The sequence below is a fragment of the Spongiimicrobium salis genome (genome assembly GCF_043678055.1).
GTDB classification, from domain to species: Bacteria; Bacteroidota; Bacteroidia; order Flavobacteriales; family Flavobacteriaceae; genus Spongiimicrobium; species Spongiimicrobium salis.
On record NZ_JBHEQA010000003.1, the window covers coordinates 491109 to 515097 of the forward strand.

Genomic DNA, 23989 nt, shown 5'->3' on the forward strand with positions numbered 1-23989 from the left:
ACTCGGCAATACTTTTTTGTATATCCCTGAACATCAAGGGTTTTTTCCATCGAACCCATGTTATTTAACGCTTTGTTAACAGCCTTTTTTAGAATTAAGCCCGATTTTAGAGTATTTTCTAACAGACTAATTCAAGAAAAACAAATGAAACACTATCTCCTAGGGCTACTCGCTACGGCATGCTTCGTAGTGGGCACTACGGCCCAAATCACCAAAGCACCAGACCAGCAAATCAGTGGGAAAATTGACAGTGATGAGATTCCCAAAGACCCCAACGTTAAAGTAGGAACGCTTTCCAACGGCTTAACGTATTACATCAGAAACAATGGAAAACCAGAAGATAAAGTCGAGCTGCGACTTGTCGTCAATGCAGGTTCCATTTTGGAAGATGATGACCAATTGGGCCTTGCCCATTTTATGGAACACATGAATTTTAACGGTACCAAAAATTTCAAGAAAAATGAAATTGTAGATTACCTTCAGAGCATTGGGGTAGAATTTGGGGCCGATTTAAATGCCTATACCAGTTTTGATGAAACCGTCTACATTCTTCCCATTCCCAGCAATGACCCGGAAAAACTGGAAAAAGGCTTTCAAATTTTGGAAGATTGGGCCTTTAATACTTCATTGACCGAAAAAGATATTGACGAAGAGCGCGGGGTGGTATTGGAAGAATACCGCTTGGGTCTCGGAGCGGATGAACGCATGCGTGCAGGCTATTTGCCCAAAATGATGTACGGATCCAAATATGCGGATCGCCTTCCTATTGGTACTAAGGAAAGTATAGAAAACTTCACCTATGAAAGTCTACGTAGATTTCGGGACGATTGGTACCGTCCAGACCTTATGGCCGTAGTTGCTGTTGGGGATTTGGATGTGGCCGAATTGGAAAAAAAGATCAAGTCCCATTTCGGGAAGCAGCCCGCGGCTAAAAACCCCAGACCTCGTGAAATTTCCAAAGTCCCTAATCACGACGAAACCTTTGTTGCCGTAGAATCGGACAAGGAGGCGAGTTTTACACGGGTACAGGTGCTGTACAAGGATGGAGCAGAGCCAAAACCCCTACAAACCGTAGGAGATTATAAAAAAGCTATGGTGAAAGGACTCTTTGCCCAAATGATCAATAATCGTTTGGATGAACTTCGCAATGGGAACAACCCCCCATTCGTTTTCGGTTTCTCCTTTCATGGAGGTACTTTTTCCCGTACCAAGGAGGCCTATCAATCTTCCGCCATGACCAGTGAAACGGGGCAAATGGACGCTTTACGGGCCTTATTGACCGAAAACGAGCGGGTAAAACGCTATGGGTTCCAGGCTGGAGAATTTGAGCGCGCCAAAAAGGACATCATGGCGCGTAAGGAACGTGCTTTCAAAGACAAGGATAAAAGGGAATCCAACAGAATTATTGGCGCTTATGTCAACAATTACTTAGAAAAATCTCCCATGGTAAGCGTGGAATGGGATTATGAATTCTACAAGAACGAGCTCAAAAATGTAAAAATCGATCAGGTCAATGATTTGATCAATAGCTTTTTACATAAGGACAACCGGGTCATTATTTTGACCGGCCCTGAAAAAGAGGCCTTAAAGAAAGTGAAGGAAGAAGAAATCTTAAGCATACTGGGTGCCATTGAGGCTTCCAAAGATATTGCCCCGTATGAGGACAAAAGCATTCGATCTGCCTTAATGACCGAAACACCTGCCAAAGGAAGCATCACTAAGGAAACGATCAATGAGGCCTTAGGATACACCGAATTAACCTTGAGCAATGGCGCCAAGGTAACTTATAAGGTAACCGACTTTAAAAATGACGAGATTCTGTTTGACTCCTTTAGTTTTGGAGGGTCTTCCCTCTACAGTGATGAAGATTTTAAACGCACCGTATTTGCCAATGGCGGGCTTTCCCAAGCTGGGGTAGACGGCCTTAACCTCAACGACCTCAATAAGGTACTTACTGGAAAAATTGTGCGTGTAAACCCTTTTATCGGAGCACTTAACGAGGGCTTCAATGGAAGTACGACCCCCAAAGATTTGGAAACCCTATTTCAATTGGTGCATTTGTATTTTACCAAATTAAACAAAGATGACGCTGCCTTTAAATCCTATACGGACAAGCAGAAAGGATTTTTGACCAACCTCTTGTCCAATCCACAGTTCTACTATCAAAATGAAATGGGGAAATTCAGAAATCAGGGCAACCCCAGATATGTAGGCTTCCCGACCGCAGCAGCCATGGATGCCGCCGATTATGATTTGGCCTATAAGAAATATCAGGAGCGTTTTGCCGATGCCGGGGATTTTAACTTCTATTTTGTAGGGAATATCGATCCTGCAAAACTCAAGGAATATGCCGCCACTTACTTGGCCAGTCTCCCTGGAAAAAATAGCAATGAAAGTTACAAGGTCTCTTCTTTCCGCCCCTTGAGCGGTTCCCATGAAAAAATCGTAAAGAAGGGAAAAGATCCCAAGAGTTTGGTGAATTTGATCTGGACCGGAGAAACCTCCTATGACAGCAAAGAGTCCTATTATTTGGCCAGTCTGGGTGAAATTCTTTCCATTAAACTCATTGAAAAACTACGGGAAGAAGAATCGGGTGTATACGGCGTTGGCGCTAGGGGTAGTATGAACAAGATCCCCTATGGTTCCTTCAATTTTTCCATTAGCTTCCCTTGTGGTCCTGAAAACGTGGATAAACTTAAGGCGGCCGCCATTGCCGAGGTCAATAAGGTCATTGAAAACGGACCAACCGACAAAGATCTGGCTAAAATCAAGGAATCCCAATTGTTGAAACGCAAAGAAAACTTAAAGCAAAATCGCTTTTGGCTAAGGAACTTGCGCGCCAAGGATTATCAAAAAAGAAATATTGAAGACAATAGCAGCTTTGAAGAAAAAGTGAAGGCCCTGAGCAAGGACGACATTCACAAAGTGGCTAAAAAATACCTGACCAAAGGCTATATCACAGGAATCCACCTGCCGGAAGATCAGTAATCCTATTGAACAAGACCAATATAGCGGTCTTACAGCAACATGAGTAGAAACCTCGAATCCTAGGATTCGAGGTTTTTTTATTAGGATAGCGGCTTGCATATAAAAGCTCCTTCTTATCAATTTATAGGGGAGAATTTCACTTGCCTTGGAAACAAATGCTGCCGTTCGTCGAAAAAAAGCAAAGAGTCTATTTAAGCAAACTCTGTTAAGCCTCTAATTCACAAAACTTTAACGCCTTTTAACATGGAATGCCCCGCTTGTTCACGAACTGTTAACAAAATACATTTTTTAGCATTGTAAATAGTTGTATTTTTAACCCCTAACTTACTACCACATGGGCAAGATTATTGCTATAGCAAATCAGAAAGGCGGAGTGGGAAAAACCACCACTACGGTAAATTTAGCAGCCTCGCTAGGTGTTCTGGAAAAAAAAGTGTTATTGATCGATGCAGATCCGCAAGCCAACGCCACCTCAGGCTTAGGTATTGAGGTAGATGGCGTGGAAAACGGTACCTACCAACTGCTGGAACATACCAAGAGTGCCAAGGAAACCATCCTATCTACCTCATCGCCAAATGTAGATCTTATTCCTTCCCATATTGACCTTGTAGCCATTGAAATAGAATTGGTGGACAAGGATCAACGGGAATATATGCTGAAAAAAGCCATTGATGCCCTGCGAAATGAATATGATTACATTCTAATCGATTGCGCACCTTCCCTTGGCTTACTGACATTAAATGCGCTAACGGCGGCAGATTCTGTCATCATCCCTATCCAATGCGAGTATTTTGCGTTGGAAGGTTTGGGAAAATTACTGAATACGATCAAGAGCGTTCAAAAAATACACAATTCGGAATTGGATATCGAAGGCTTATTGTTGACCATGTTCGATTCTAGACTGCGATTATCCAATCAGGTAGTGGAAGAAGTAAAAAAGCACTTTAGCGATATGGTATTCGATACCATTATCCAGCGGAATGTGCGTTTAAGCGAAGCCCCCAGTTATGGGGAAAGCATCATTAAATATGACGCAAGCAGCAAAGGAGCGGCCAATTATCTAAACTTGGCCAATGAAGTATTGAAGAAGAATAAGGAGAAAGTATAATGGCGAAAGCAACAAAAAAACAAGCGCTGGGAAGAGGCCTATCTGCCCTGTTAAAGGATCCCGATAACGATATACAATCGGTATCGGATAAGAATGCCGATAAGGTAGTAGGGAATATTGTGGAATTGGAATTGGGAGCCATTGAAGTAAATCCGTTTCAACCGCGCTCCAATTTTAATGACGAAGCCTTGGAAGAACTGGCTACGTCTATCCGGGAATTAGGGGTAATACAGCCCATTACCGTGCGTAAAATAGATTTTAACACCTATCAATTGGTTTCTGGAGAACGCCGTTTCAGGGCCTCTAAATTAGTAGGTTTAGAAACCATTCCTGCCTATATCCGTATTGCCAATGATCAGGAATCCTTGGAAATGGCCTTGGTGGAAAATATCCAACGGCAAGATCTAGACCCCATTGAAATTGCCCTATCCTATCAACGCCTGATCGATGAAATCCAATTGACCCAGGAAAAAATGAGTGATCGTGTCGGAAAAAAACGATCTACAATTACCAATTACCTGCGTCTTTTGCGATTAGATCCCATTATCCAAACCGGAATTCGCGATGGTTTTGTGTCCATGGGACATGGAAGGGCGTTGGTCAATATTGAGAAAAAAGAAGATCAGATTGCGCTTTACGAAAAGATTGTTGGGGAACGCCTCTCCGTTCGAGATACCGAAAGAGCGGTAAAGGCCTATCATGAAGGGCCGGATACAACAAAGGCATCTAAGAAGTCCAGTAAAAGCCCCGATTTCATCCATAGCGGAACAAAAACCATCAACGATTATCTTTCCGTAAAAACAATTATCAATTCTACCGAAAAAGGAAAAGGAAAAATTACGATTCCCTTTGCCTCCAAAGAAGAATTTTTGCGAATACAAAAATTGATTACTGGTGAATAAAATTCTTTCTCTTTTTGTTTTCGTACTGCTTTTCACAGGAATGGGCATGGCCCAGGAAGAGAAAAAGCCTGATCAAGAACTGGATTCTTTGGAACGAGATTTGCAAGAAGAAGGAATTTTTATTGATGAGGGTATCCGCAAAAAAAACACCAAAGTAAATCCTCTGGCTCCTAGTAAAGCTGCTTTTTATTCAGCCGTATTTCCCGGACTGGGACAGATTTACAACAAACGGTATTGGAAGGTTCCCATAGTCTACATTGCCCTGGGCATAGGAATCAATCAATATATTGTCAATAATGACAACTATAACCTCTTTAGGGATGCTTTTAAAAGAAGGAGAGCCGGCTTTACGGATGACATCTTTTTTGACATCAATATGGATAATGCCCCAGGTTCGGCCCCCGATTTTTCCGATCAGGTATTGCAAAATCAACAAGAACGCTTTCAACGCAGTAGGGATCTCGCCCTTTTAATCACCGTGGGACTATATGTCCTCAATGTCATCGATGCCAATGTGGATGCCCACTTGAAACAATTTAATATTAGTGAGGATCTAAGTATGGATATGGAGTTCAATCCCTATATTAATTTAGATCCCATAACTGCCAATCCCGTATATGGAATGGCGTTAACCGTAAAGTTTTAATACATGAAGATTGCCTTATTTGGATATGGGAAAATGGGAAAAATGATTGAGAAAATTGCCCAACAAAGAAACCATACCATTGTTGCCAAAATAGATATGGATACGGAATCCATTGATTATTCTGCCTTTGATGTGGCTATAGATTTTAGTATGCCCAATGCCGCTTTTGATAATATCAAAGGCTGCCTGACCCATAATGTGCCTGTTATTTCCGGTACTACAGGCTGGCTGAATCGGTATGAGGAAGCGGTTGCCCTTTGCGAAACGCAGCAAGGAGCTATGATCTATGCCTCCAATTTTAGCTTGGGAGTGAATATCTTTTTTGAATTGAATGCCTATTTGGCCAAAATGATGCAACATTTGGATCAGTACCAGGTTTCCATGGAAGAAATTCACCATACACAAAAACTGGATGCTCCCAGTGGTACTGCCATCAGTTTGGCCGAAGGCGTCATCGCCAATAGCCGCTATACAGCTTGGCAATTGGACCAAGGTAGCGTCACAGAAATTCCCATTACTGCCAAGCGCATTGAAAAAGTACCGGGAACGCATACGGTCTCCTATGAAAGCACAATAGATAGCATTGACATTAAACACACGGCACATAACCGGGAAGGGTTTGCCTTAGGTGCTGTCATTGCCGCAGAGTGGATCATTGGCAAGGCAGGGGTATTTAGCATGAAAGATGTATTGAACCTAACATAAAAGCATTAAACAAAGAGTATCCCAAGTCCTTTTTCATAAAGACCAATTTGGGAATCAATCGCAAAACTAACATTCTATGAACAGCACTGAATGGATTATTTTTATATTGATCGTGCAGGTCATTCATTTTCTGGGCACCTGGAAATTATATGTAAAAGCAGGAAGAAAGGCCTGGGAAGCCGCCATTCCCATATACAATGCAGTAGTATTGATGCAGATCATCAATAGACCCAAATGGTGGGTGGTGCTCTTGTTTATCCCGATCATCAATCTATTGATGTTTCCAGTAGTTTGGGTAGAGACCATTCGCAGTTTTGGAAAAAATAGCCTTACGGACACTTGGGCGGTATTATTGACCCTAGGTTTCTATACTTACTATATCAACTATACCCAAGATGTTACCTATATCGAAGATCGTAGTTTAAAACCTCGATCTGGCGTTGGGGAATGGGTAAGCTCCATCGTGTTTGCCATCGTTGCCGCTACTTTGGTACACACCTATTTTATGCAACCCTATGTAATTCCTACTTCTTCTTTGGAAAATACCTTAATGGTAGGGGATTTTTTGTTTGTAAGTAAATTCCATTATGGTGCCCGAACACCCATGACGACCGTTGCGGCCCCTATGGTGCATGATACGATCCCTGTTATCGGGAAACGTTCCTATTTGAACAAACCCCAATTGCCCTACTTTAGATTGCCCGGTTTTCAGAAGATCAAACACAATGATATTGTGGTATTCAGTTGGCCGGCAGATACGGTCCGTATCTTTTTTAAACAGGAAAAAGGTGTTAAAAAGCCCATTGATAAAAAGTCCAATTACGTAAAACGTTGTGTAGGCCTTCCCGGAGATTCTTTGTCTATTATAGAGGGTTATGTACATGTCAACGGAAAACAAATTGAGCTTCCGGACAGAGCCAAACCCCTATACAATCACACGGTATATGCCCAAAAAGGAGTTTCCAGCAAATTGCTTTTAGAGACGGGCATTACGGATTTCAGTAGAACCTTCATCACCTCTTCTTTAAATCAAAATCAGGCCAATGCACTTCAAAAATATGCGCAAGGCTTTAGTCCAGCTCCTAACAATGCCGTTCGCATCCATACCAAACATTATGGTATTCCTGCCGATGTTAGACGAGAATTGCGCCTCTCTGTAAAAGAAGAAACAGGAAGAAATCGCACGGTATTTCTAACGGATAAGGCCGCAGCCGCCCTTAGAAACAACGCAGCGATCGACTCTGTAGTAAAACAATTGGAATCTGCAGGAGTATCGCAATTCAACACTTTTCCCCAAAGTAGTGATTACGCTTGGAATATCGATAATTTTGGGGCCATTTATATTCCCAAGGCGGGAGCTACAGTTCCCCTGAACGTAAAAGTGTTGCCCTTGTACAAGAAGATTATTCGCGATTATGAACACAACACTATTAGCGTTTCTGGCAATCAGATTCGCATTAACGGGGAAGTGGCCGATACTTATACCTTTAAACAAGATTATTATTGGATGATGGGAGACAATCGTCAACGCTCCGAGGACAGTAGATTCTGGGGTTTTGTGCCGGAGAACCATATTGTTGGAAAACCGGTGTTCATTTGGATGAGCATCGAAGGTTTTGCTGATGGTTTCTCGAATTGGAAACCCAGATGGGAACGTTTCTTTACCACAGTAAGTGGAGATGGCGAACCCCATTCCTATTTTAAATATTTCCTGATACTGTTGGCCGGTTGGTTTGTTTTTGATTTCTTTAGAAAAAGGAAGAGAAAGAAAGCAGAAGAATAAGCCTTGTATCTCCTAAAAATAAGATGCTTTTTTGAAAATTTTGCTTCATCCTACATATTGCCCAAATATTGCAAGTTTTGCCGCTATGGTGCAACATGATGTTATATGGGAAGTGGCCGATAATTATCAGAAGCAAACCTATAGAAATCGCGCCTATATTTGTACCGACCGAGGGAAGCATATGCTCAATATTCCTATTCAACATGTGGGAAAAGCAAAAGGCAAGCAATTGTATAAGAATGTAAAGCTGGACAATAGCTACGCTTGGCAACGTCAACACTGGCGCACTTTAGAGACCGCTTATAGGACCTCTCCTTTTTTTGAGTTCTACGAAGATGAAATTGCCCCCCTATATACCAAAAGCTTCACCTACCTGTTGGATTTTAATTTGGAAAGTATCGCTGTACTTTGCGAATGTCTACAAATAGACATGCCTACCGAAAAGACCATCTCTTTTGAAAAAATAAGCACCCTATTGGATGGTCGTACGTTGGCGAATGCAAAAACAGCTTATGCTTTCACACAGGAAGAATATACACAGGTATTCCAGAGCAAACATGGCTTTGTGGAAAACACCAGTGTTTTGGACCTATTGTTCAATGAAGGCACCAATGCCTTATCTTATTTACAGCAACAAAATTTAAGTCCCTTAGATGCTTAGGTTTCTGGCACATTACGGTATTCACTTTTTACTCCCCATTCTCATTGGCCTGATTTTTTATAAAAAAAATAGACCCAAAGCCATTCTTATCTTACTCTTGGGCATTGTACTGGATCTAGATCATGTATTGGCCACCCCAATCTTTGATCCGCTGCGTTGTAGCATTGCATTCCACCCCCTGCATACCTATTGGGCCATGGGGTTATACGTTGGTCTACTATTCTTTAAGAAAACGCGGATTTGGGGCATTGCCTTCCTTATCCATATGCTTGCCGACCTTATGGATTGTTATTTTATCCTATCTGAAATAGAAGGAGGGTACTTTTGAGAACACATCGAATTTCGTCCTCTGCCCCACCCAAAAGAGTAGGTATCACGAAGCGTACTAATTTTCTTTCCCAGCCTTAAAAAGAAAGTCTTTCTCTGCCTTGGACAAACTTTCGTAACCCGACTTACTAATCTTATCCAAAATGATGTCTACTTTACGCTGATGACTTTCCTTATCATAATCTTTGGACATGCGGACTTTACTATTGCTCTTCTGATTGCGGTATACTGTTTTCAAAGGAGCTTTCTTTTCTTTTTTCTTAAAGAGATTGGAGATTCCATCCATAAATTTGGAAAAACCCTCTCCAATGTCCCTCCCCTTGGTCAATTGTCGGGCATACATATACCCCAGGAGTGCACCGCCCAAATGGGCAAAATGTCCCCCAACATTACCATCTGTTGGAATCTGAATAAGGTCCGATATCACAAAAAATGCAGCAAATTGCCATAGTTTTATATTGAAGAAAATCAGTCGTATTTCACTATTGGGAATGTAAGTGGCCACAAAGAGTACAATAGCCATAACGCTGGCGGAGGCTCCGATCAAAATAGCATTTATCCCAATAACTGCCGGAAAAATATTATAGCCTAAAAGAAAAACAAGACCTCCAAGTATAGCGCCTAAGAAATATACATTCAGAAAACGGCGTCCATCGAACAGGTTCAAGAAAATCCTTCCCATCATATACAAAATGAGCATATTCCAAAAAAGGTGAAAAAACCCGCCATGGAAAAAGGAATAGGTTAAGATTGACCAAGGTTTTAAAATAAAATCAAAGAAATCCTTGGGAAGGGAAAACCATTGCTCAATACTGTCTGGAGGCAGGTTGAACAAAAAGGGGATAAGGCCGTTTATGATAAAAACGCCCAGATTGATCACTATAAGTTTTTCAGCGATACTAAGTCTTGCATATTGATAACGTATACCTCCCGTACTCATGCTTAATTCCAACGATTATTATTAAACTGATTCTTTTTCCAATACCATACCATAAATAGACCAAACAAGGCCCCTCCGATATGCGCGAAATAGGCGACACCCGAACCAGATCCACTAAAACCAAAATACAAATCCCCTACAAACATAAGGGGAATAAAATGTTTGGCTTTTAGGGGTATGGGGAAAAGACGTGTATTGGGGAACATAAAAGCAAATGCGGCCATAATCCCAGAAATTGCTCCTGAAGCTCCTAACATCCTCTTATGGTTTATGACATTTAACTCAAAAAGCGTTCCTATGTCGGCGGGAGTCAATGCCAAATTATACGTTTCCGCGATAGGGCGTAAGTATTTGAAGAAATTCTCTCCCGTAAAGTAACCTTCTCCATTTCCTGAATTAATCGCCAATATCTCCTCCATAGCATTGGGGTCTATCCCCACGGATAAATCGGACATGGTGGTTAAAAAGTTGGCATAGTCTATTCCCAAGGTCAATAACGCACCTCCCAAACCTGCTGAAATATAAAAAAAGATAAATTTACTCTTCCCAAAGGCTCCCTCAACAGCACTTCCAAACATCCATAAAGCAAACATATTATAGAGGATATGCTGCGTTGCAATACCGTATCCTCCAGTAGGGGTGATTCCGTAGGACGCATGCATAAACATATGACTAAAAAACTGCCAAATACCGAAAGAATCATTTTTGGGAAAATGCAATGCAAACAGATTATTGAAAACTTCCCCATTGGCCCCTATAGTCAATGTAGCTATCCAGAAGAGGACATTAATAATAATCAAATGTTTTACCGTTTCCGTTATTCGAAGCATCTAAATAAATTTTTTATCAATATCATTTTCCGTTATGGTAATATAAATAGGCTTATTAAATGGGCTAATCCTAGACTCTTTACAGGCAAACAGGTCATTGACCAAGGCCAATTGCGAACGATCATCCAATTGCTCCCCTGTTTTCACAGATAAGGTCTTGGAAAGGGTCTTGGACAGCATATCGGTCTGTGAAAAACCATCTTCCACTTCTTGTTGATGATCAAACAACAACTGATCGATGACCATAGCCACTTCACTTTCCGCAACGGTCAAGGGTACTCCAGTAATGGTGACGGTTTCTTCCGCAATATGGCTAAAGATAAAACCAATATGGCTAAGACTATCTTTTATTTCATGAATAATGGCCATTTCCATTTTGGAAAATGATAATTCCAAGGGAAAAAGCAATTGTTGACTCATGGCTTCTTTAATGGTTATATTTTTTAAGAATTTTTCATAGAGCACCCGTTGATGCGCTCTATTTTGATCAATGACCACCATTCCAGATTTTATGGTCGTCACAATATACTTACGCCGTAATTGAAAGGTAGTGGTTACGGTTTCCAAAGCTTCTTGATCTCCGTCAAAAATGGTTCCACTGATCACATCAGATTCAAAACGTACACTTTCAAAATCGGTTTCTTTACCTACTTCCGATTCTAGCCCCACATACATACTTTCCCATGATTTGGTTTGGGGTTTGCTATAGGAGGCCTTTGCAAAGGTCTTTCCGGTTTCTTCTTTAAAAGGATTAAAATTGGCATCCACACTAACTCCAGGTAGCGTTACCGCCTTGCTTTGATAGGCATAGGGTGTTTCCAGATTTTGATCTTGTTCAAAATCCAGCGCCGGAGCAACATTAAACTGCCCTAAGCTATGCTTCACGGTTGATCGGAGGATGGCATAAAGCGTATGCTCGTCATCAAACTTAATTTCTGTCTTTGTAGGGTGTATATTGATATCAATGGAGGCAGGATCCACAGTCAGATTCAAAAAATACCCGGGTTGATGTCCCGGTTTGATCAAGCCTTCAAATGCCGCGGCAACAGCATGATGCAGATACGAACTTTTAATAAATCTGTCATTCACAAAAAAAAACTGCTCCCCCCTACTCTTTTTTGCAAATTCGGGTTTTACAATAAAGCCTTCGATACGGATGACCTGAGTATCTTCTTGTACCGGTACTAATTTCGGATTGGTCTTATTGCCAAAAGTATGAACGATACGTTTTCTAAAATTGGTTTTTGGCAAATTAAAGAGCTCACTATCATTGTTGTACAAATGAAATGCGATATCAGGGTGTGCCAAGGCCACTCTGTGAAACTCATCGGTAATATGGCGAAACTCTACCGAATTGGATTTCAAGAAATTACGTCTGGCCGGGATGTTAAAGAATAGATTTTTTACGGAAATTGAAGTTCCTACAGGAGTAGCAATGGCTTCTTGGGAAACTATTTTACTCCCTTCTATTCTCAGATGTGTTCCCACATCGTCTCCTTGAGGCCGGGTATGCATTTCCACATGGGCAATAGCCGCAATGGAAGCCAATGCTTCTCCCCGAAATCCTTTGGTTTCCAGTTGAAATAAATCTTGGGCACTTTTTATTTTGGAAGTGGCATGTCGTTCAAAGCTCAAACGGGCATCGGTAACCGTCATACCAATACCATCATCAATTACTTGAATAAGGGTTTTCCCTCCATCCTTAATAATTAATTTAACGGTATTAGCTTGGGCATCAATAGCATTTTCCAATAATTCCTTAACTACGGATGCAGGCCTTTGTACGACTTCTCCTGCTGCAATCTGATTGGCAACATGATCTGGTAAGAGTTGAATGATATCTGCCATTATTTTCCAAAGAATATAGATAGGTCAAAATCTATAATATATAGGAATATAAAAATTAAAATAGCAAAAATAATCAGGAACCTTCGTTTCGCTTCAACATCCGTTGTGGAACGAAAATCATCCATTGCTCTACTAAACTTTCCTTTTAGGCCAGTTCTGGAATCCATACTTGTTCGATACTGATCAAGTTTATGTTCTATCTTAAATGGATTGCCCTCACCTTTGTCGTCATAATAACGAGGCGTATAGCTATACTTTTTGTTTTTACGTAATCTTGTAAACTTTCCCATAATACTGATTATTTCAAAGTTACTTAAAATCAAAAATAATGCCGTACATCCAATGCCAAAAATTGTTAACAAGCTTGGGGAAAGTAGCTACAAGATCTAAAAGTAGTATGTTGAAATAGGTAACTTGCAGGCCTATTGACCTAGAACAGCCATTTTAATGGCTGCTATAGCAGCCTCTGTTCCTTTGTTTCCATGCTTCCCACCGCTACGCTCAATACCCTGTTGTTCGGTATTATCGGTAAGCACGCAAAAAATAACAGGAACATCGGTGAGCACATTTAAATCCTTTATTCCTTGTGCAGTGGCACTACAGACAAAGTCAAAATGTTTGGTTTCCCCTTGAATAACACTTCCTATGGCAATGACCGCGTCCACTTCTTGCGTGGCCAACATTTTTTTGCATCCAAAAGTAAGTTCAAAACTTCCGGGAACATTCCAACGTACAATATTTGTAGCTAGGGCCCCGCAATCCAAAAGAGCTTCCATAGCCCCTTGGTAAAGGCCTTCCGTAATATGTTCATTCCATTCAGAAACGACAATCCCAAACCGAAGGTCCTTCGCATTTGGGATCGTTGTCTTATCGTAAAGGGATAAATTCTTATTTGCAGTAGCCATACTTATTTCTTTGCCATTCCAATAAATGCATCGATCGTACGCGCTTCTTCAGAAGAAGGGAACTCTTCTTTTATTCTTTCAAAAAACCCTAAGGCTTTATCGTTTTGATTCAATTCCAAAGCCGTAACGCCAGCCTTGTACAAAAATTTAGGTGTGGTAAATTCATTGGTACTATGGGAAATGGCCTTTTCATAGTATCCTAAAGCCTCTGTAGGCTGATCCAATTGCATAAAAGCATTTCCAATATTTCCTTTGGCCATTGCACCAAGAATAGCTTCATCCGATGAAAAATTCTCCAAATGCTCGATCGCTTTTTGATAATTCTTCATATTTAAATAGGAAACCCCAGCAGCGTAATTGGCCAAGTTGGCCGCTTTTGTTCCACTGTATTCCTCAATGATCTTTAAAAATCCGTATTTCCCTTCGGCTCCTTCCAAAGCCAAGTTAAACAGGGAATCCTTTGCGGTCTCACTGGCTAAGGCCTGATCAAAATATTGTTGTGGATAATACATCTCGTTGGCAGCTTCCGCTTCCTTGGGTTTAGAGACAAATTGCACATAGGCCAAATATCCCAAAATAGCGACAGCAGCTATTCCGATAACACCAAGAATATAGTTTTGGTTTCTGGAAACCCATTCTTCCGTTTTGGAAGCACCTTCGTCCAAGGTACTAAAAACTTCTGCAGTTGTACTGTCCTGCACATCTATCTCAGCTTCCTCTTCTTTGTTCTTAGGTTTATAACCTCGCTTCTTATATGTAGCCATCGTTAATTTTATTAATCGCGCAAAAATAAAGTTTTTATTGAAATCCAAAAGGGTATTTATTCGTTATTTTTGGATATTTTGCACCTTGCTAAGTCATTATACCTAAAGTAGACCGAAAAACGGATACCAAATTGCCTTGAACAGCAGGGTATATGCTTGGCGATGTCTCATATAAATTCGTATTGTACGGAATGTTCCTGAAGAAATTATCACTTATCAATTATAAGAACTTTGAGACCCAAAACTTTGAGTTCGACACTAAGATCAATTGTTTTGTAGGTAGCAATGGCATTGGAAAAACCAATATTTTGGATGCTGTTTATCATCTCTCTTTTGGCAAAAGTTATTTTAACCCTGTTGCAAGTCAGAATATAAAGCATGGCACAGATTTCTTTGTAGTGGATGGCGAATTCGAAAAAAATGACCGAAGTGAAAAAATAATATGCAGTCTCAAACGCGGCATGAAAAAAATCATTAAGCGAAATGGGAAGGTATACGATAAATTATCGGATCATATTGGCTTTTTACCCCTAGTGATCATTTCCCCTGCCGATCGGGATTTGATTACCGAAGGAAGTGAGCTACGACGTAAATTTATAGATGGGGTAATTTCACAATCAGACAAGGAGTATTTAAACACCCTGATCCGTTACAATAAGATTCTTGCGCAACGAAATTCCCTGTTAAAATACTTTGCGGTCAACCATACTTTTGATCCAAATACCTTAGCGGTTTACAATGAGCAACTGCACGCCTACGGTACAGAAATCTATACCAAAAGAGCTGCTTTTTTAGCTGTTTTCATTCCCATTTTCAAAGAACAATACGCCGCTATTTCGGGAGGAGGGGAAATGGTCAGCCTCACCTACGATAGTAAATTAAAAGAACAGGAATTGTTGACTTTGTTGGAAAATGCCCTGGATAAGGATCGTGCCCTACAATATACCAGTGTAGGCATCCATAAAGATGACCTCTCCTTTAAAATAGCTGATTATCCTATCAAAAAATTTGGGAGCCAAGGGCAACAGAAGTCCTTTTTAATTGCTTTAAAATTGGCCCAGTTCAACTTTATCAAGGAAGAGGCAAAGACGACTCCTATCCTACTATTGGATGATATTTTTGACAAATTGGATGAAAATAGAGTAGCCCAGATCATTCAATTAGTGGATGATGCCAATTTTGGACAGATTTTTATTAGCGATACCCATGCCGAAAGAACCGAGAACATTGTAAAGACCATACATCAAACCTATAAAATTTTTAAACTTTAAGTCATTGAAAACTGCATTGCCCGTCTTAATTCTTCTTCTTTTTTCAAGTTGTAAAAACACGATTGTAAAAGAAGACCTATCCCTGCTAAATGGCTATTGGGAAATTGAAAAAGTAAGCTTCCCCAATGGGGAATCCAAGGATTATACCGTAAATACCACGATTGATTTTATAAAAATTGATGATGTAAAGGGGTTCAGAAAAAAATTACGCCCTAAATTTGATGGTACCTATGACGCCACGGACGACGCCGTTTTGTTTTCCATTCATGAAACCGATGGTTTGTTCAGCATGCACTATACCAACTCCTTTGAACGATGGAAGGAAGATCTTGTGGAATTGCAAGAAAATAGTTTTACGACCATGAACGAAGAAAGTGTATTGTACACCTACAAAAGATATCAACCCATTAATAGTACACCATAGTAATGTCTAAAAGAAAGAATACCGGTTTGCCGATGAGCGATGCCCTTCAAGAATTTATCAAAGAAAATAAATTACAAAAAGGGATGGACAAGGTCAATGCAAGAGAAGCATGGATAAAACTGATGGGAGATGGTGTCAATAATTATACTACGGCTGTAGAACTCCGCAATGAGACTTTATTTGTCTCCCTATCTTCCTCAGTATTGCGGGAGGAGTTAGGTCTCGGACGGTCCAAAATCATTGCAATGATCAATGAGGAATTGGGCAGTGAACTGGTTAAAAAATTGGTGTTGCGATAAGTATTCGTAAATCTAAAATAAAGTATTATGAAAAAAAGAAAATCCTTATCCAAAAAGAAAATGTCCCAATTTTCTCCGTTTACCCTTGAAAATACGGAACATATTGGCGGAGGGGCTTTTAATGCGGGAAATGCGGCAGGAGATTTAAACCCCAACGATATTGAATCGGTCACTGTATTGCCCTCTGCCAATGCTGCAGCCCTACACGGAAATCGGAAAAGCAACTAACAGAACCAACTAATTTTTAATATAAAAAGGCCCAATCTACCTTATGGGCAATTGGGCCTTTTTCTATACAGTATTATAGTTCTTAGTACATTTCTCTTCCTGCGAAGTGAAAAGCACCTTCAATAGCTGCATTTTCATCGCTATCAGAACCGTGTACCGCATTCTCTCCGATAGAAGTTGCATATAATTTTCGGATGGTCCCCTCAGCAGCTTCAGCCGGATTGGTGGCTCCGATCAACGCTCTAAAATCATCTACCGCATTTTCTTTCTCTAAAATAGCTGCTACAATGGGTCCCCTGGTCATAAACTCAACCAACTCCCCAAAGAAAGGACGCTCCTTATGTACGGCGTAAAAAGCCTCGGCATCCCGCTTGCTCAATTGCGTATAACGCATGGCTACGATACCAAAACCTGCAGATATTATTTTATCCAAGATTGCGCCGATATGTCCATTCTCTACGGCATCGGGCTTAATCATTGTAAATGTTCTATTCGTTGTCATTTTGTAAATTTTTGCGCAAAAATACGCTTTATTCATGAATGTGCAATACTTAATAGGATTGTTCTAACACTCCTAGCACTTTCCCCTGATCTCCCATCATCTTAAGGCGAATTTTTTTCCGCTTCATATTAAATTCCAAGACACCGTAACTCTCCTCGTGCACTACTTCGCCCACACGAAAGGGATTATATTCTTCCGTAAATCCTGAATAGGCATGGGTGAGGCCGCTACTCGTAAAATCAATCAAGGGATAGGACATTCCTTGTACATTGGTTTTGGAAAATTCAGAAATATGTCGATCTCCAGACAATAACAACGCTCCTTTTACCCTTGAGGATACCAATAACGCTTTTAAGCGATCTATCTCATGGGGGAAATTGCCCCATCCTTCAAATCCATGTTCATTGGACAAGAATTGAATACTACTCACTAAAATATTGAAATCGGCTTTGGAGTCCATCAACTCTGACTCCAACCACTTCCATTGTTGTTCTCCCAATACCGTACCTTCCCCATAAGGGTTTGGTTTGTTTCTTTTTTTTGTTTCCGTATCCGGGCTAAGGGCCGTTCTAAAATATCGTGTATCCAGAACGATTACTTTGATCCATTGCTCGTTTATAGCGTATTCATGGGATGCATATACCCCTTCACGTTGTCGCCTTGGACTATCTTGGGGCACTCCCATAAAATTCAAAAATTCCTGTTGGCTTTCTTTCTTTGCCAGGAACTCTACTCCTCCATCATTTTTTCCGTAATCATGATCGTCCCAGGTACCTATGACAGGCACTGTATTTTTTAGTTTCCGGTATCCTTGAATATTGTTTTGTTCGGTATACATGGATCGTAAACTATCCCTATTAGATGTATCTGCATAAATATTATCCCCACCCCATATCCAAAGATCAGGCTTTTCATTTAAGATATCGTCCCATAACAAATTCTCCAATTCTTGTCTGTTACAAGAGCCAAAAGCAATGGTAAACGCGGTGGTGTCATCCTCCGGAAGAGGAGTTAGATGGGATTTGCAGGTGCACAATAGTAAAACAAAACAAAGGTATAGACTGTATTTCTTCATTTTTATACGTTCTAGATGCACAAAAATAAGGTTTTCAATGGCATAAAAACAGAACGCCAGGTAAAGCTTTGGTAAAGCTTTTTATAAAATTTACGAGGCCAAGGAGAATCTTCTCATTTCGTGATTTCTCTTAAAATCAGAAATACTACAATACTAGGTTTCATGAATAAAATTGTATCTTCGCCCCCATGAATTTAACCGATATTAAGGCTGTACGCAGCTTGCTTTCCGTACCGCAAAAAATAGTAATTGTTCCGCATAAAAACCCAGATGGAGATGCCATTGGATCCACTTTAGGGCTGTGGCACTACCTAAAAAATAGGGGACAAAATGCCATGATCATATCTCCCAATGAACTTCCAAAATTTCTGAAATGGATGCCCGGTACCACCGAGATATTAAATTTTGAAAAAGAGGCTTCTACCGCCAAAAAACATATTCAAGAGGCCACACTGATTTTTACGTTGGATTTCAATCATTTGGGCAGAATAGGTCAATTGCAACCTTTATTGGCCAATGCAGAGGCCGATCTTATCATGATCGATCATCATGAGGACCCGGCAGATTATGCCAAAATCACCTATTCCGACCCCAGTATGAGCGCCACCTGCGAGATGGTCTATAATTTCATTGATTTTTTAGGAGATACCGACAAGATTACACCGGAAATTGCCAATTGCCTTTATACCGGCATTATGACAGATACGGGTTCTTTTAAATTTGCATCAACTACAAGTACTACCTTACGTGTAGCGGCAAACTTAGTGGATAAAGGAGCTGATAATTCCAAAATCAATAACCTAGTCTATGACACCAATTCTCCCAATCGGTTACATTTATTGGGTTGTGCCCTAAAAAATATGGTCATTCTAGAAGAGTACCATACGGCCTATATTACATTGAGTCAGGAAGAATTGGACACCTACCACTATAAAAAAGGAGATACCGAAGGAATCGTTAATTATGGTTTAACCCTTGAAGGTATCTATTTTGCTGTTATTTTTATAGAAAACAGGGAAGAAGGAATTATTAAAATATCCTTTCGATCCGAAGGGAGTTTTCCAGTAAACGAATTTGCCCAGCATCACTTTCAAGGTGGGGGTCATAAAAATGCTGCCGGAGGAAAAAGTGAAATTTCCCTGGAGAACACCGTTAGCCGTTTTAAAACGCTTTTAGCAAACTATAAAGACACTTTAGCCATATGAAATATTTTGCATTCTTATGCATGCTATGCTTTGTGTTCTCCTGTAAAGGTCCCGAAGCAAGGCACCCTAAAAAAAGAAAAACAGGGAGTTTTATCAAAGAATCGGTAGAACGGAATAAAAAACTATTGGCCCAGGAAGAAAAATTGATCCAAGAAATTATGGTACAGGATAGTATCCACATCTATCAATCTAGCGCCAATGGCTCCTGGTATTATTATGATATTGAGCTCAAGGAGCAAGATTACCTTCCACAGACCGATGACTTGGTCAGCCTTCGCTATGACCTTCGAACCTTGGACAACGATACCATTTATTCCCAGGAAGATATTGGGATAGTGACCTATAAAGTGGATAAACAAGAATTATTCCCTGGCCTGAGAAATAGTATTAAGTTGTTAAAAGAGCGTGAAAAGGCAACCTTTCTTTTCCCTTCTTCGTTAGGCTATGGCTATCACGGCGACAATAAAAAAATTGGAGTAAACACTCCTTTGAAATCTACTATTGAGATTCTCAAAATTGAAAAACAAAAAGACAGTATTTAAAATTAAATTCATTGAAATGAAAAAGTTATTTGCAGCATCCCTATTGCTCCTATTTGCGTTGACCAGTTGCAATACTGGAAAACGTACGGATTTGCCGGATGGTATCTATGGAAGCATCAAAACTAACAAAGGAGATATTTTAGTACAGTTAACGTATGAACAAACCCCAATTACAGTAGCCAATTTTGTATCCTTGGCCGAAGGAAACAGTCCTTTTGTCAGTGACAGCCTAAAAGGAAAAAAATACTTTGACGGTCTTATTTTTCATCGGGTGATCAAGGATTGGATGATTCAGGGAGGTGATCCTACGGGAACGGGAACAGGGACGCCCGGTTATAGTTTTAAAAATGAAATTGTAGACACCCTTAGACATTCCAAAGGAGGCATTCTTTCTATGGCCAATACAGGAAGACCTAAAAGTAATGGGAGTCAGTTCTTCATTACCCATACCGCCAAACCGTTATGGGACGGGAAACATTCGGTTTTTGGAGAAGTGATCGAAGGCATGGAGGTTGTCAATGTTATCGCCAATGTAGAAACCCAAGTCCCTAAAAACAGACCTTTGGAAGATATTGTTATGAACAGTGTTGAGATACTTCGGATTGGAACGGATGCCGAGGCATTTGATGCCATTAAAATTATGGGCGATTATTTCAAAGAAGAAGAAGAACTTCTTGCCAAAATTGAAGAAAGACGCCTGGCCTTTGTAGCAGAGCTGGCCGAACAAAAGAAATTGGCTCAGGAACAATCTTCTGGATTAAAAATATACACGCTTAAAAAAGGAGAAGGAGCTAAACCGACGTCGGCGCAGCGGGTATTGGTAAATTACAGTGGCTGGTTGGATGATGGCAAACCCACGCTATTTGCCTCAACCGAGCAAAAAATCGCCGAAGAAGCCAGTAGTTACACGGCTTCCATACGCCAAAGTGGACGCTTTGCCCCTTCTGCCATGCCCTTTAGTACAGATTCTAACCTAACGGCTGGTTTTAAAGAAGGACTTTTGAGCATGAGAGTAGGCGATAAATTACGCTTATTCATCCCTCCACATCTAGGTTGGGGAGAACAAGGGGTCGGAGGAGCAATCCCCCCAAATGCTGATATAATTTTTGATATCGAAATTTTGGATATCGCGGAGTAAACGTATTTTTTTATTTCACATTCTTAAAACGGTTTGTTATAAATCAACTATAACAAACCGTTTTTTATGCGCCTCCTGCACTTTTAACATTTTCTGATCATAGTTTTACTCCATTTTACGTACTAACTATAGGGATTTACCGTTATTTTAGACAAAAAAATCGATATCACAATTGCTATGAAAACTATCTTACTGCGTTCGCTATTACTTATTCTGGTATATACAGGAGTTTCCTGTAGTTCTTCTGTAGAGCTACCAGAGGAACCTACGGCCCAAGAACAACCCAACACGCCCACGGATGGCGGGGGAACAGATACGCCCAATGACGGAGGAACCGATAATCCTCCTTCGCCTCCCACAAATTCATCAGTTGGGGTTAATGGACAATTGCGCGTTGATGGCACCGACATTAGGAATGAAAACAACGAAATTGTACAATTGCGCGGTATGTCACTTTTTTGGAGTCAATACTCTGGTGACTTTTATAATGCCAATGTAGTGGCATGGCTTAAAGAAGATTGGCAGATAAATGTTGTAAGAGCAGCTATTGGCATCCAAGAACCTATGGGTTTTTTGGTAAACCCCGATCGGGAGCGGCAAAACGCATTTACTATTATAGACGCCGCCATTGCTGAAGGACTCTATGTTATTGTTGATTGGCACAGCCACGATGCTGAGAACGAACGCGAGGAGGCCATTGCTTTTTTCTCCGAAGTTGCCGAAAGATATGGAGATCTCCCCAATATTATTTACGAACCTTATAATGAGCCCGAAGAAAGAAATATTTGGGACAGTACATTAAAGCCCTACCACCAAGAAGTTTTAGCCGCCATTCGCGAGCACGATCCTGACAATATTGTGATTTGCGGAACGGGGTTCTTTTCTCAGGAAGTAACCGACGTCATTGGCAATACGATAGACGATCCCAATGTAATGTATACCCTGCATTATTATGCCGCAACACACAAACAAGATCTGCGTAATGTTGCGCAACAAGCATTGGACAACAACATTCCCATCTTTGTTACCGAGTACGGGGTGACCCAAGCTACTGGGGATGGTGCAGTGGATGCAACAGAAAGTAGATTGTGGTGGGATTTTCTAGATCAAAATAATATCTCACATTGCAATTGGTCTGTATTCGACAAAGATGAAACTTCTGCCGTATTGGTTCCTGGGGCTAGCAGGCAGGGACAATGGCCTTTGAGTATGATCAAAGAAGGAGGGCAATTGGTACGTACAGAAATCAAAGCCAAGAATCCGGATTACAACAACTAATATTCCCTGATTTAAAGGATATAAAAAAGCCGCTCCCTTTTGTGAGCGGCTTTTTTATTTTAGGTGGCGTTTTTATGCTGTTGGCGCGTGTTTTAAAATTTCCAAAACAAACTTCCAGTATTTCTGTACTGAAGAAATGGAAACGCGTTCGTCCGGGGAATGTGCCCCTTCAATTGTAGGTCCAAAACTGATCATGTCCATATCAGGATAATTTTGTCCCAAAATACCACATTCCAAGCCTGCATGACAGGCCACTACCCTAGGAGTTGCCTTAAACAATGCTTTATACTGGGCCACCAATACTTTTAATATTGCCGAATCGGGATTGGGGTTCCAACCGGGGTAATCCCCATCAAAAGAGACCGTACATCCCATTTCTTCAAAAACGCCTTTCAACAATTCGGCCAATTCCATCTTTTCTGAATTTAGGGAAGAACGGGTTAAACAGCCAATTTTTATAGTTCCCTCTTGCACCTGAACTCTGGCGATATTATTGGAAGTTTGCACTAAATCTTCCATGGTAGCACTCATTGCATATACACCATTGTGCCCTTTTTCCAAGGCCTCCAATAACTGTTGTTGCGCCTCTAATTCCATGACTGATGAAGGAGGAGATTGCATAGCTTCACAACTAATGTTCAGCCCTGGCTCCACACTTATAAACTCTTCCTTTATAGCCTTGACCCAAGGCTCAAATGCAATAGTAAATTGATCTTTTTTAGCTTCTGGAACCAGAAGGGTGGCAAAACTTTCTCGTGGAATGGCATTTCTTAGACTTCCGCCATCAATGGTGGCAATTCGTGCATTGGAATATGTTACCGCTTTAGTTAGTAGGGCATTCATTAATTTGTTTGCATTTCCCAATCCTTTATGGATATCCATTCCACTATGTCCTCCTTGCAGCCCGGTTATGGCAATACGATATCCTAGCCATCCTTCACTTGTGTTTTCTTCCACATAGGTTCGTATAGCGGTAACATCTATACCTCCCGCACAACCAATATCAATTTCATCATCTTCTTCTGTATCCAAATTCAATAAGATCTGGCCTTGCAGTATACCACTTTGCAAGCCCATGGCCCCCGTCATTCCGGTTTCTTCATCTATCGTAAACAGGGCCTCCAAAGGAGGATGGGGAATTGTCGTACTCTCCAGGAGCGCCATAATAGTGGCCACTCCAATACCGTTATCAGCTCCTAAGGTTGTTCCTTCAGCCTTTACCCAGTCTCCCGCCACTAACATTTTTATACCTTCTTTATCAAAATCGAAAAGGGTATCTGCATTTTTTTGATGCACCATATCCAAATGGGATTGGAGGGTGATCATCTTTCGATCTTCCATTCCCGGACTGGCTGCCTTGCGAATAATCACATTTCCCACGGCATCAATGCTCGTTTCCAAACCTAAGGAGTGCCCAAAGTCGAGCATAAATTGAATGACGCGCTCTTCCTTTTTTGAAGGTCGTGGCACCGCATTTAAATCAGCAAACTTGGTCCAAAGTACTTTTGGTTCTAATTGACGTATTTCTTCGCTCATCGTTTTTAATATCAGGCTTCAAAAATACACATCCCTATGGAATTGACCTGCTAAAAAGAGGATTTCCTTTGCTTTAAGAAGTGC

Annotated in this window: 25 protein-coding genes; 16 read left to right on the forward strand and 9 right to left on the reverse strand. The window is 40.8% G+C overall.

Translation table 11 applies throughout. From position 1 onward, the window contains the following. The first annotated feature begins 144 nt into the window (after window positions 1-144). From ACEXOE_RS16885 to ACEXOE_RS16920, 8 genes are all read left to right on the forward strand, one after another. Window positions 145-2988 carry a M16 family metallopeptidase gene (locus ACEXOE_RS16885; RefSeq protein ID WP_394750006.1) on the forward strand — a complete coding sequence of 948 codons (2844 nt, stop codon included), beginning with the start codon at window positions 145-147 and terminating at the stop codon, window positions 2986-2988. 334 nt (window positions 2989-3322) lie between these two features. After that, window positions 3323-4096, forward strand: a complete 774-nt coding sequence (locus ACEXOE_RS16890) for a ParA family protein (protein WP_394750007.1) — start codon at window positions 3323-3325, stop codon at window positions 4094-4096. Next, window positions 4096-4998: a ParB/RepB/Spo0J family partition protein gene (locus tag ACEXOE_RS16895; protein ID WP_394750008.1), complete on the forward strand. Its 903-nt coding sequence runs from the start codon at window positions 4096-4098 to the stop codon at window positions 4996-4998. Before ACEXOE_RS16890 ends, ACEXOE_RS16895 begins: the two co-directional genes overlap by 1 nt. After that, window positions 4991-5644, forward strand: a complete 654-nt coding sequence (locus tag ACEXOE_RS16900) for a DUF5683 domain-containing protein (protein WP_394750009.1) — start codon at window positions 4991-4993, stop codon at window positions 5642-5644. The genes ACEXOE_RS16895 and ACEXOE_RS16900 overlap by 8 nt, the downstream gene beginning before the upstream one ends. A gap of 3 nt (window positions 5645-5647) precedes the next feature. Next, window positions 5648-6349 carry a 4-hydroxy-tetrahydrodipicolinate reductase gene (gene dapB / locus ACEXOE_RS16905; RefSeq protein ID WP_394750010.1) on the forward strand — a complete coding sequence of 234 codons (702 nt, stop codon included), beginning with the start codon at window positions 5648-5650 and terminating at the stop codon, window positions 6347-6349. A 76-nt stretch (window positions 6350-6425) separates the two neighbouring features. Next, a complete protein-coding gene (gene lepB / locus ACEXOE_RS16910; RefSeq protein WP_394750011.1) occupies window positions 6426-8132 on the forward strand; it encodes a signal peptidase I in 1707 nt (568 codons plus the stop codon). Window positions 8133-8163: 31 nt separating this feature from the next. Then, entirely contained in the window at window positions 8164-8793 is a 630-nt protein-coding gene (locus ACEXOE_RS16915; RefSeq protein WP_394750012.1) for a WbqC family protein, read from the forward strand. Continuing rightward, on the forward strand, window positions 8786-9121 hold the full coding sequence (locus ACEXOE_RS16920) for a DUF6122 family protein (RefSeq protein WP_394750013.1): 336 nt from the start codon (window positions 8786-8788) through the stop codon (window positions 9119-9121). The genes ACEXOE_RS16915 and ACEXOE_RS16920 overlap by 8 nt, the downstream gene beginning before the upstream one ends. Before the next feature lie 57 nt (window positions 9122-9178). Here ACEXOE_RS16920 and ACEXOE_RS16925 read toward each other — a convergent pair whose 3' ends face one another. The 6 genes from ACEXOE_RS16925 to ACEXOE_RS16950 all read right to left on the reverse strand — a co-directional run bounded on the left by ACEXOE_RS16925 (window position 9179) and on the right by ACEXOE_RS16950 (window position 14407). Then, window positions 9179-10060 (reverse strand): rhomboid family intramembrane serine protease, encoded by an 882-nt coding sequence (locus ACEXOE_RS16925; protein ID WP_394750014.1) that lies wholly within the window; start codon window positions 10058-10060, stop codon window positions 9179-9181. 2 nt (window positions 10061-10062) lie between these two features. Beyond that, window positions 10063-10890: a rhomboid family intramembrane serine protease gene (locus ACEXOE_RS16930; RefSeq protein ID WP_394750015.1), complete on the reverse strand. Its 828-nt coding sequence runs from the start codon at window positions 10888-10890 to the stop codon at window positions 10063-10065. Continuing rightward, window positions 10891-12738: a DNA mismatch repair endonuclease MutL gene (gene mutL, locus ACEXOE_RS16935; protein ID WP_394750016.1), complete on the reverse strand. Its 1848-nt coding sequence runs from the start codon at window positions 12736-12738 to the stop codon at window positions 10891-10893. Continuing rightward, entirely contained in the window at window positions 12738-13028 is a 291-nt protein-coding gene (locus ACEXOE_RS16940) for a riboflavin synthase subunit beta (RefSeq protein ID WP_394750017.1), read from the reverse strand. The genes mutL and ACEXOE_RS16940 overlap by 1 nt, the downstream gene beginning before the upstream one ends. A 132-nt stretch (window positions 13029-13160) precedes the next feature. Further along, complete coding sequence (gene ribH, locus ACEXOE_RS16945) at window positions 13161-13643, reverse strand: 6,7-dimethyl-8-ribityllumazine synthase (protein WP_394750018.1); 483 nt, start codon at window positions 13641-13643, stop codon at window positions 13161-13163. 2 nt (window positions 13644-13645) lie between these two features. After that, window positions 13646-14407, reverse strand: a complete 762-nt coding sequence (locus tag ACEXOE_RS16950) for a tetratricopeptide repeat protein (RefSeq protein WP_394750019.1) — start codon at window positions 14405-14407, stop codon at window positions 13646-13648. A 191-nt stretch (window positions 14408-14598) separates the two neighbouring features. Between ACEXOE_RS16950 and recF the strand changes: the two genes are divergently transcribed. From recF to ACEXOE_RS16970, 4 genes are read left to right on the forward strand one after another with little or no spacing between them, the layout of a single operon-like run. After that, window positions 14599-15678 (forward strand): DNA replication/repair protein RecF, encoded by a 1080-nt coding sequence (recF, locus tag ACEXOE_RS16955; RefSeq protein WP_394750021.1) that lies wholly within the window; start codon window positions 14599-14601, stop codon window positions 15676-15678. A 4-nt stretch (window positions 15679-15682) separates the two neighbouring features. Continuing rightward, on the forward strand, window positions 15683-16102 hold the full coding sequence (locus ACEXOE_RS16960) for a hypothetical protein (RefSeq protein WP_394750022.1): 420 nt from the start codon (window positions 15683-15685) through the stop codon (window positions 16100-16102). A gap of 2 nt (window positions 16103-16104) precedes the next feature. Beyond that, a complete protein-coding gene (locus ACEXOE_RS16965; protein ID WP_394750023.1) occupies window positions 16105-16401 on the forward strand; it encodes a DUF721 domain-containing protein in 297 nt (98 codons plus the stop codon). A gap of 27 nt (window positions 16402-16428) precedes the next feature. Further along, the gene (locus tag ACEXOE_RS16970) at window positions 16429-16629 is read left to right on the forward strand and encodes a hypothetical protein (RefSeq protein WP_394750024.1); all 201 of its coding nucleotides are present in this window, start codon (window positions 16429-16431) and stop codon (window positions 16627-16629) included. Window positions 16630-16711: 82 nt separating this feature from the next. On the opposite strand, the gene ACEXOE_RS16975 is transcribed toward ACEXOE_RS16970, so the two are convergent. Beyond that, window positions 16712-17131 carry a nucleoside-diphosphate kinase gene (locus ACEXOE_RS16975; protein WP_394750025.1) on the reverse strand — a complete coding sequence of 140 codons (420 nt, stop codon included), beginning with the start codon at window positions 17129-17131 and terminating at the stop codon, window positions 16712-16714. Window positions 17132-17180: 49 nt separating this feature from the next. Then, complete coding sequence (locus ACEXOE_RS16980; RefSeq protein WP_394750026.1) at window positions 17181-18206, reverse strand: alkaline phosphatase D family protein; 1026 nt, start codon at window positions 18204-18206, stop codon at window positions 17181-17183. 188 nt (window positions 18207-18394) lie between these two features. On the opposite strand from ACEXOE_RS16980, the gene ACEXOE_RS16985 reads away from it, so the two are divergent. The 4 genes from ACEXOE_RS16985 to ACEXOE_RS17000 all read left to right on the forward strand — a co-directional run bounded on the left by ACEXOE_RS16985 (window position 18395) and on the right by ACEXOE_RS17000 (window position 22369). Beyond that, window positions 18395-19411, forward strand: a complete 1017-nt coding sequence (locus ACEXOE_RS16985; protein ID WP_394750027.1) for a DHH family phosphoesterase — start codon at window positions 18395-18397, stop codon at window positions 19409-19411. Then, window positions 19408-19953: a gliding motility-associated peptidyl-prolyl isomerase GldI gene (gene gldI, locus ACEXOE_RS16990; RefSeq protein ID WP_394750028.1), complete on the forward strand. Its 546-nt coding sequence runs from the start codon at window positions 19408-19410 to the stop codon at window positions 19951-19953. Before ACEXOE_RS16985 ends, gldI begins: the two co-directional genes overlap by 4 nt. A gap of 16 nt (window positions 19954-19969) precedes the next feature. Continuing rightward, entirely contained in the window at window positions 19970-21091 is a 1122-nt protein-coding gene (locus tag ACEXOE_RS16995; protein ID WP_394750029.1) for a peptidylprolyl isomerase, read from the forward strand. Window positions 21092-21268: 177 nt separating this feature from the next. Beyond that, window positions 21269-22369, forward strand: a complete 1101-nt coding sequence (locus ACEXOE_RS17000; RefSeq protein WP_394750030.1) for a glycoside hydrolase family 5 protein — start codon at window positions 21269-21271, stop codon at window positions 22367-22369. Between the two features lie 72 nt (window positions 22370-22441). Here the strand turns inward: ACEXOE_RS17000 and ACEXOE_RS17005 are convergent, their stop codons facing one another. Next, on the reverse strand, window positions 22442-23905 hold the full coding sequence (locus ACEXOE_RS17005; RefSeq protein ID WP_394750031.1) for an aminoacyl-histidine dipeptidase: 1464 nt from the start codon (window positions 23903-23905) through the stop codon (window positions 22442-22444). Between the last annotated feature and the right edge of the window lie 84 nt (window positions 23906-23989).

Excerpts from the sequence above, each read along its gene's own strand:
- lepB (WP_394750011.1), top strand. The coding sequence starts at position 6,426 with ATGAACAGCACTGAATGGATTATTTTTATATTGATCGTGCAGGTCATT.
- ACEXOE_RS16890 (WP_394750007.1), top strand. The coding sequence starts at position 3,323 with ATGGGCAAGATTATTGCTATAGCAAATCAGAAAGGCGGAGTGGGAAAA.
- ribH (WP_394750018.1), bottom strand. The coding sequence starts at position 13,643 with ATGGCTACTGCAAATAAGAATTTATCCCTTTACGATAAGACAACGATC.
- ACEXOE_RS17005 (WP_394750031.1), bottom strand. The coding sequence starts at position 23,905 with ATGAGCGAAGAAATACGTCAATTAGAACCAAAAGTACTTTGGACCAAG.
- dapB (WP_394750010.1), top strand. The coding sequence starts at position 5,648 with ATGAAGATTGCCTTATTTGGATATGGGAAAATGGGAAAAATGATTGAG.
- mutL (WP_394750016.1), bottom strand. The coding sequence starts at position 12,738 with ATGGCAGATATCATTCAACTCTTACCAGATCATGTTGCCAATCAGATT.
- ACEXOE_RS16885 (WP_394750006.1), top strand. The coding sequence starts at position 145 with ATGAAACACTATCTCCTAGGGCTACTCGCTACGGCATGCTTCGTAGTG.
- ACEXOE_RS16985 (WP_394750027.1), top strand. The coding sequence starts at position 18,395 with ATGAATTTAACCGATATTAAGGCTGTACGCAGCTTGCTTTCCGTACCG.
- ACEXOE_RS16995 (WP_394750029.1), top strand. The coding sequence starts at position 19,970 with ATGAAAAAGTTATTTGCAGCATCCCTATTGCTCCTATTTGCGTTGACC.
- ACEXOE_RS16925 (WP_394750014.1), bottom strand. The coding sequence starts at position 10,060 with ATGAGTACGGGAGGTATACGTTATCAATATGCAAGACTTAGTATCGCT.
- ACEXOE_RS16940 (WP_394750017.1), bottom strand. The coding sequence starts at position 13,028 with ATGGGAAAGTTTACAAGATTACGTAAAAACAAAAAGTATAGCTATACG.
- ACEXOE_RS16895 (WP_394750008.1), top strand. The coding sequence starts at position 4,096 with ATGGCGAAAGCAACAAAAAAACAAGCGCTGGGAAGAGGCCTATCTGCC.
- ACEXOE_RS16965 (WP_394750023.1), top strand. The coding sequence starts at position 16,105 with ATGTCTAAAAGAAAGAATACCGGTTTGCCGATGAGCGATGCCCTTCAA.
- ACEXOE_RS16920 (WP_394750013.1), top strand. The coding sequence starts at position 8,786 with ATGCTTAGGTTTCTGGCACATTACGGTATTCACTTTTTACTCCCCATT.
- ACEXOE_RS16980 (WP_394750026.1), bottom strand. The coding sequence starts at position 18,206 with ATGAAGAAATACAGTCTATACCTTTGTTTTGTTTTACTATTGTGCACC.
- ACEXOE_RS16975 (WP_394750025.1), bottom strand. The coding sequence starts at position 17,131 with ATGACAACGAATAGAACATTTACAATGATTAAGCCCGATGCCGTAGAG.
- ACEXOE_RS16950 (WP_394750019.1), bottom strand. The coding sequence starts at position 14,407 with ATGGCTACATATAAGAAGCGAGGTTATAAACCTAAGAACAAAGAAGAG.
- recF (WP_394750021.1), top strand. The coding sequence starts at position 14,599 with ATGTTCCTGAAGAAATTATCACTTATCAATTATAAGAACTTTGAGACC.
- gldI (WP_394750028.1), top strand. The coding sequence starts at position 19,408 with ATGAAATATTTTGCATTCTTATGCATGCTATGCTTTGTGTTCTCCTGT.
- ACEXOE_RS17000 (WP_394750030.1), top strand. The coding sequence starts at position 21,269 with ATGAAAACTATCTTACTGCGTTCGCTATTACTTATTCTGGTATATACA.
- ACEXOE_RS16930 (WP_394750015.1), bottom strand. The coding sequence starts at position 10,890 with ATGCTTCGAATAACGGAAACGGTAAAACATTTGATTATTATTAATGTC.
- ACEXOE_RS16970 (WP_394750024.1), top strand. The coding sequence starts at position 16,429 with ATGAAAAAAAGAAAATCCTTATCCAAAAAGAAAATGTCCCAATTTTCT.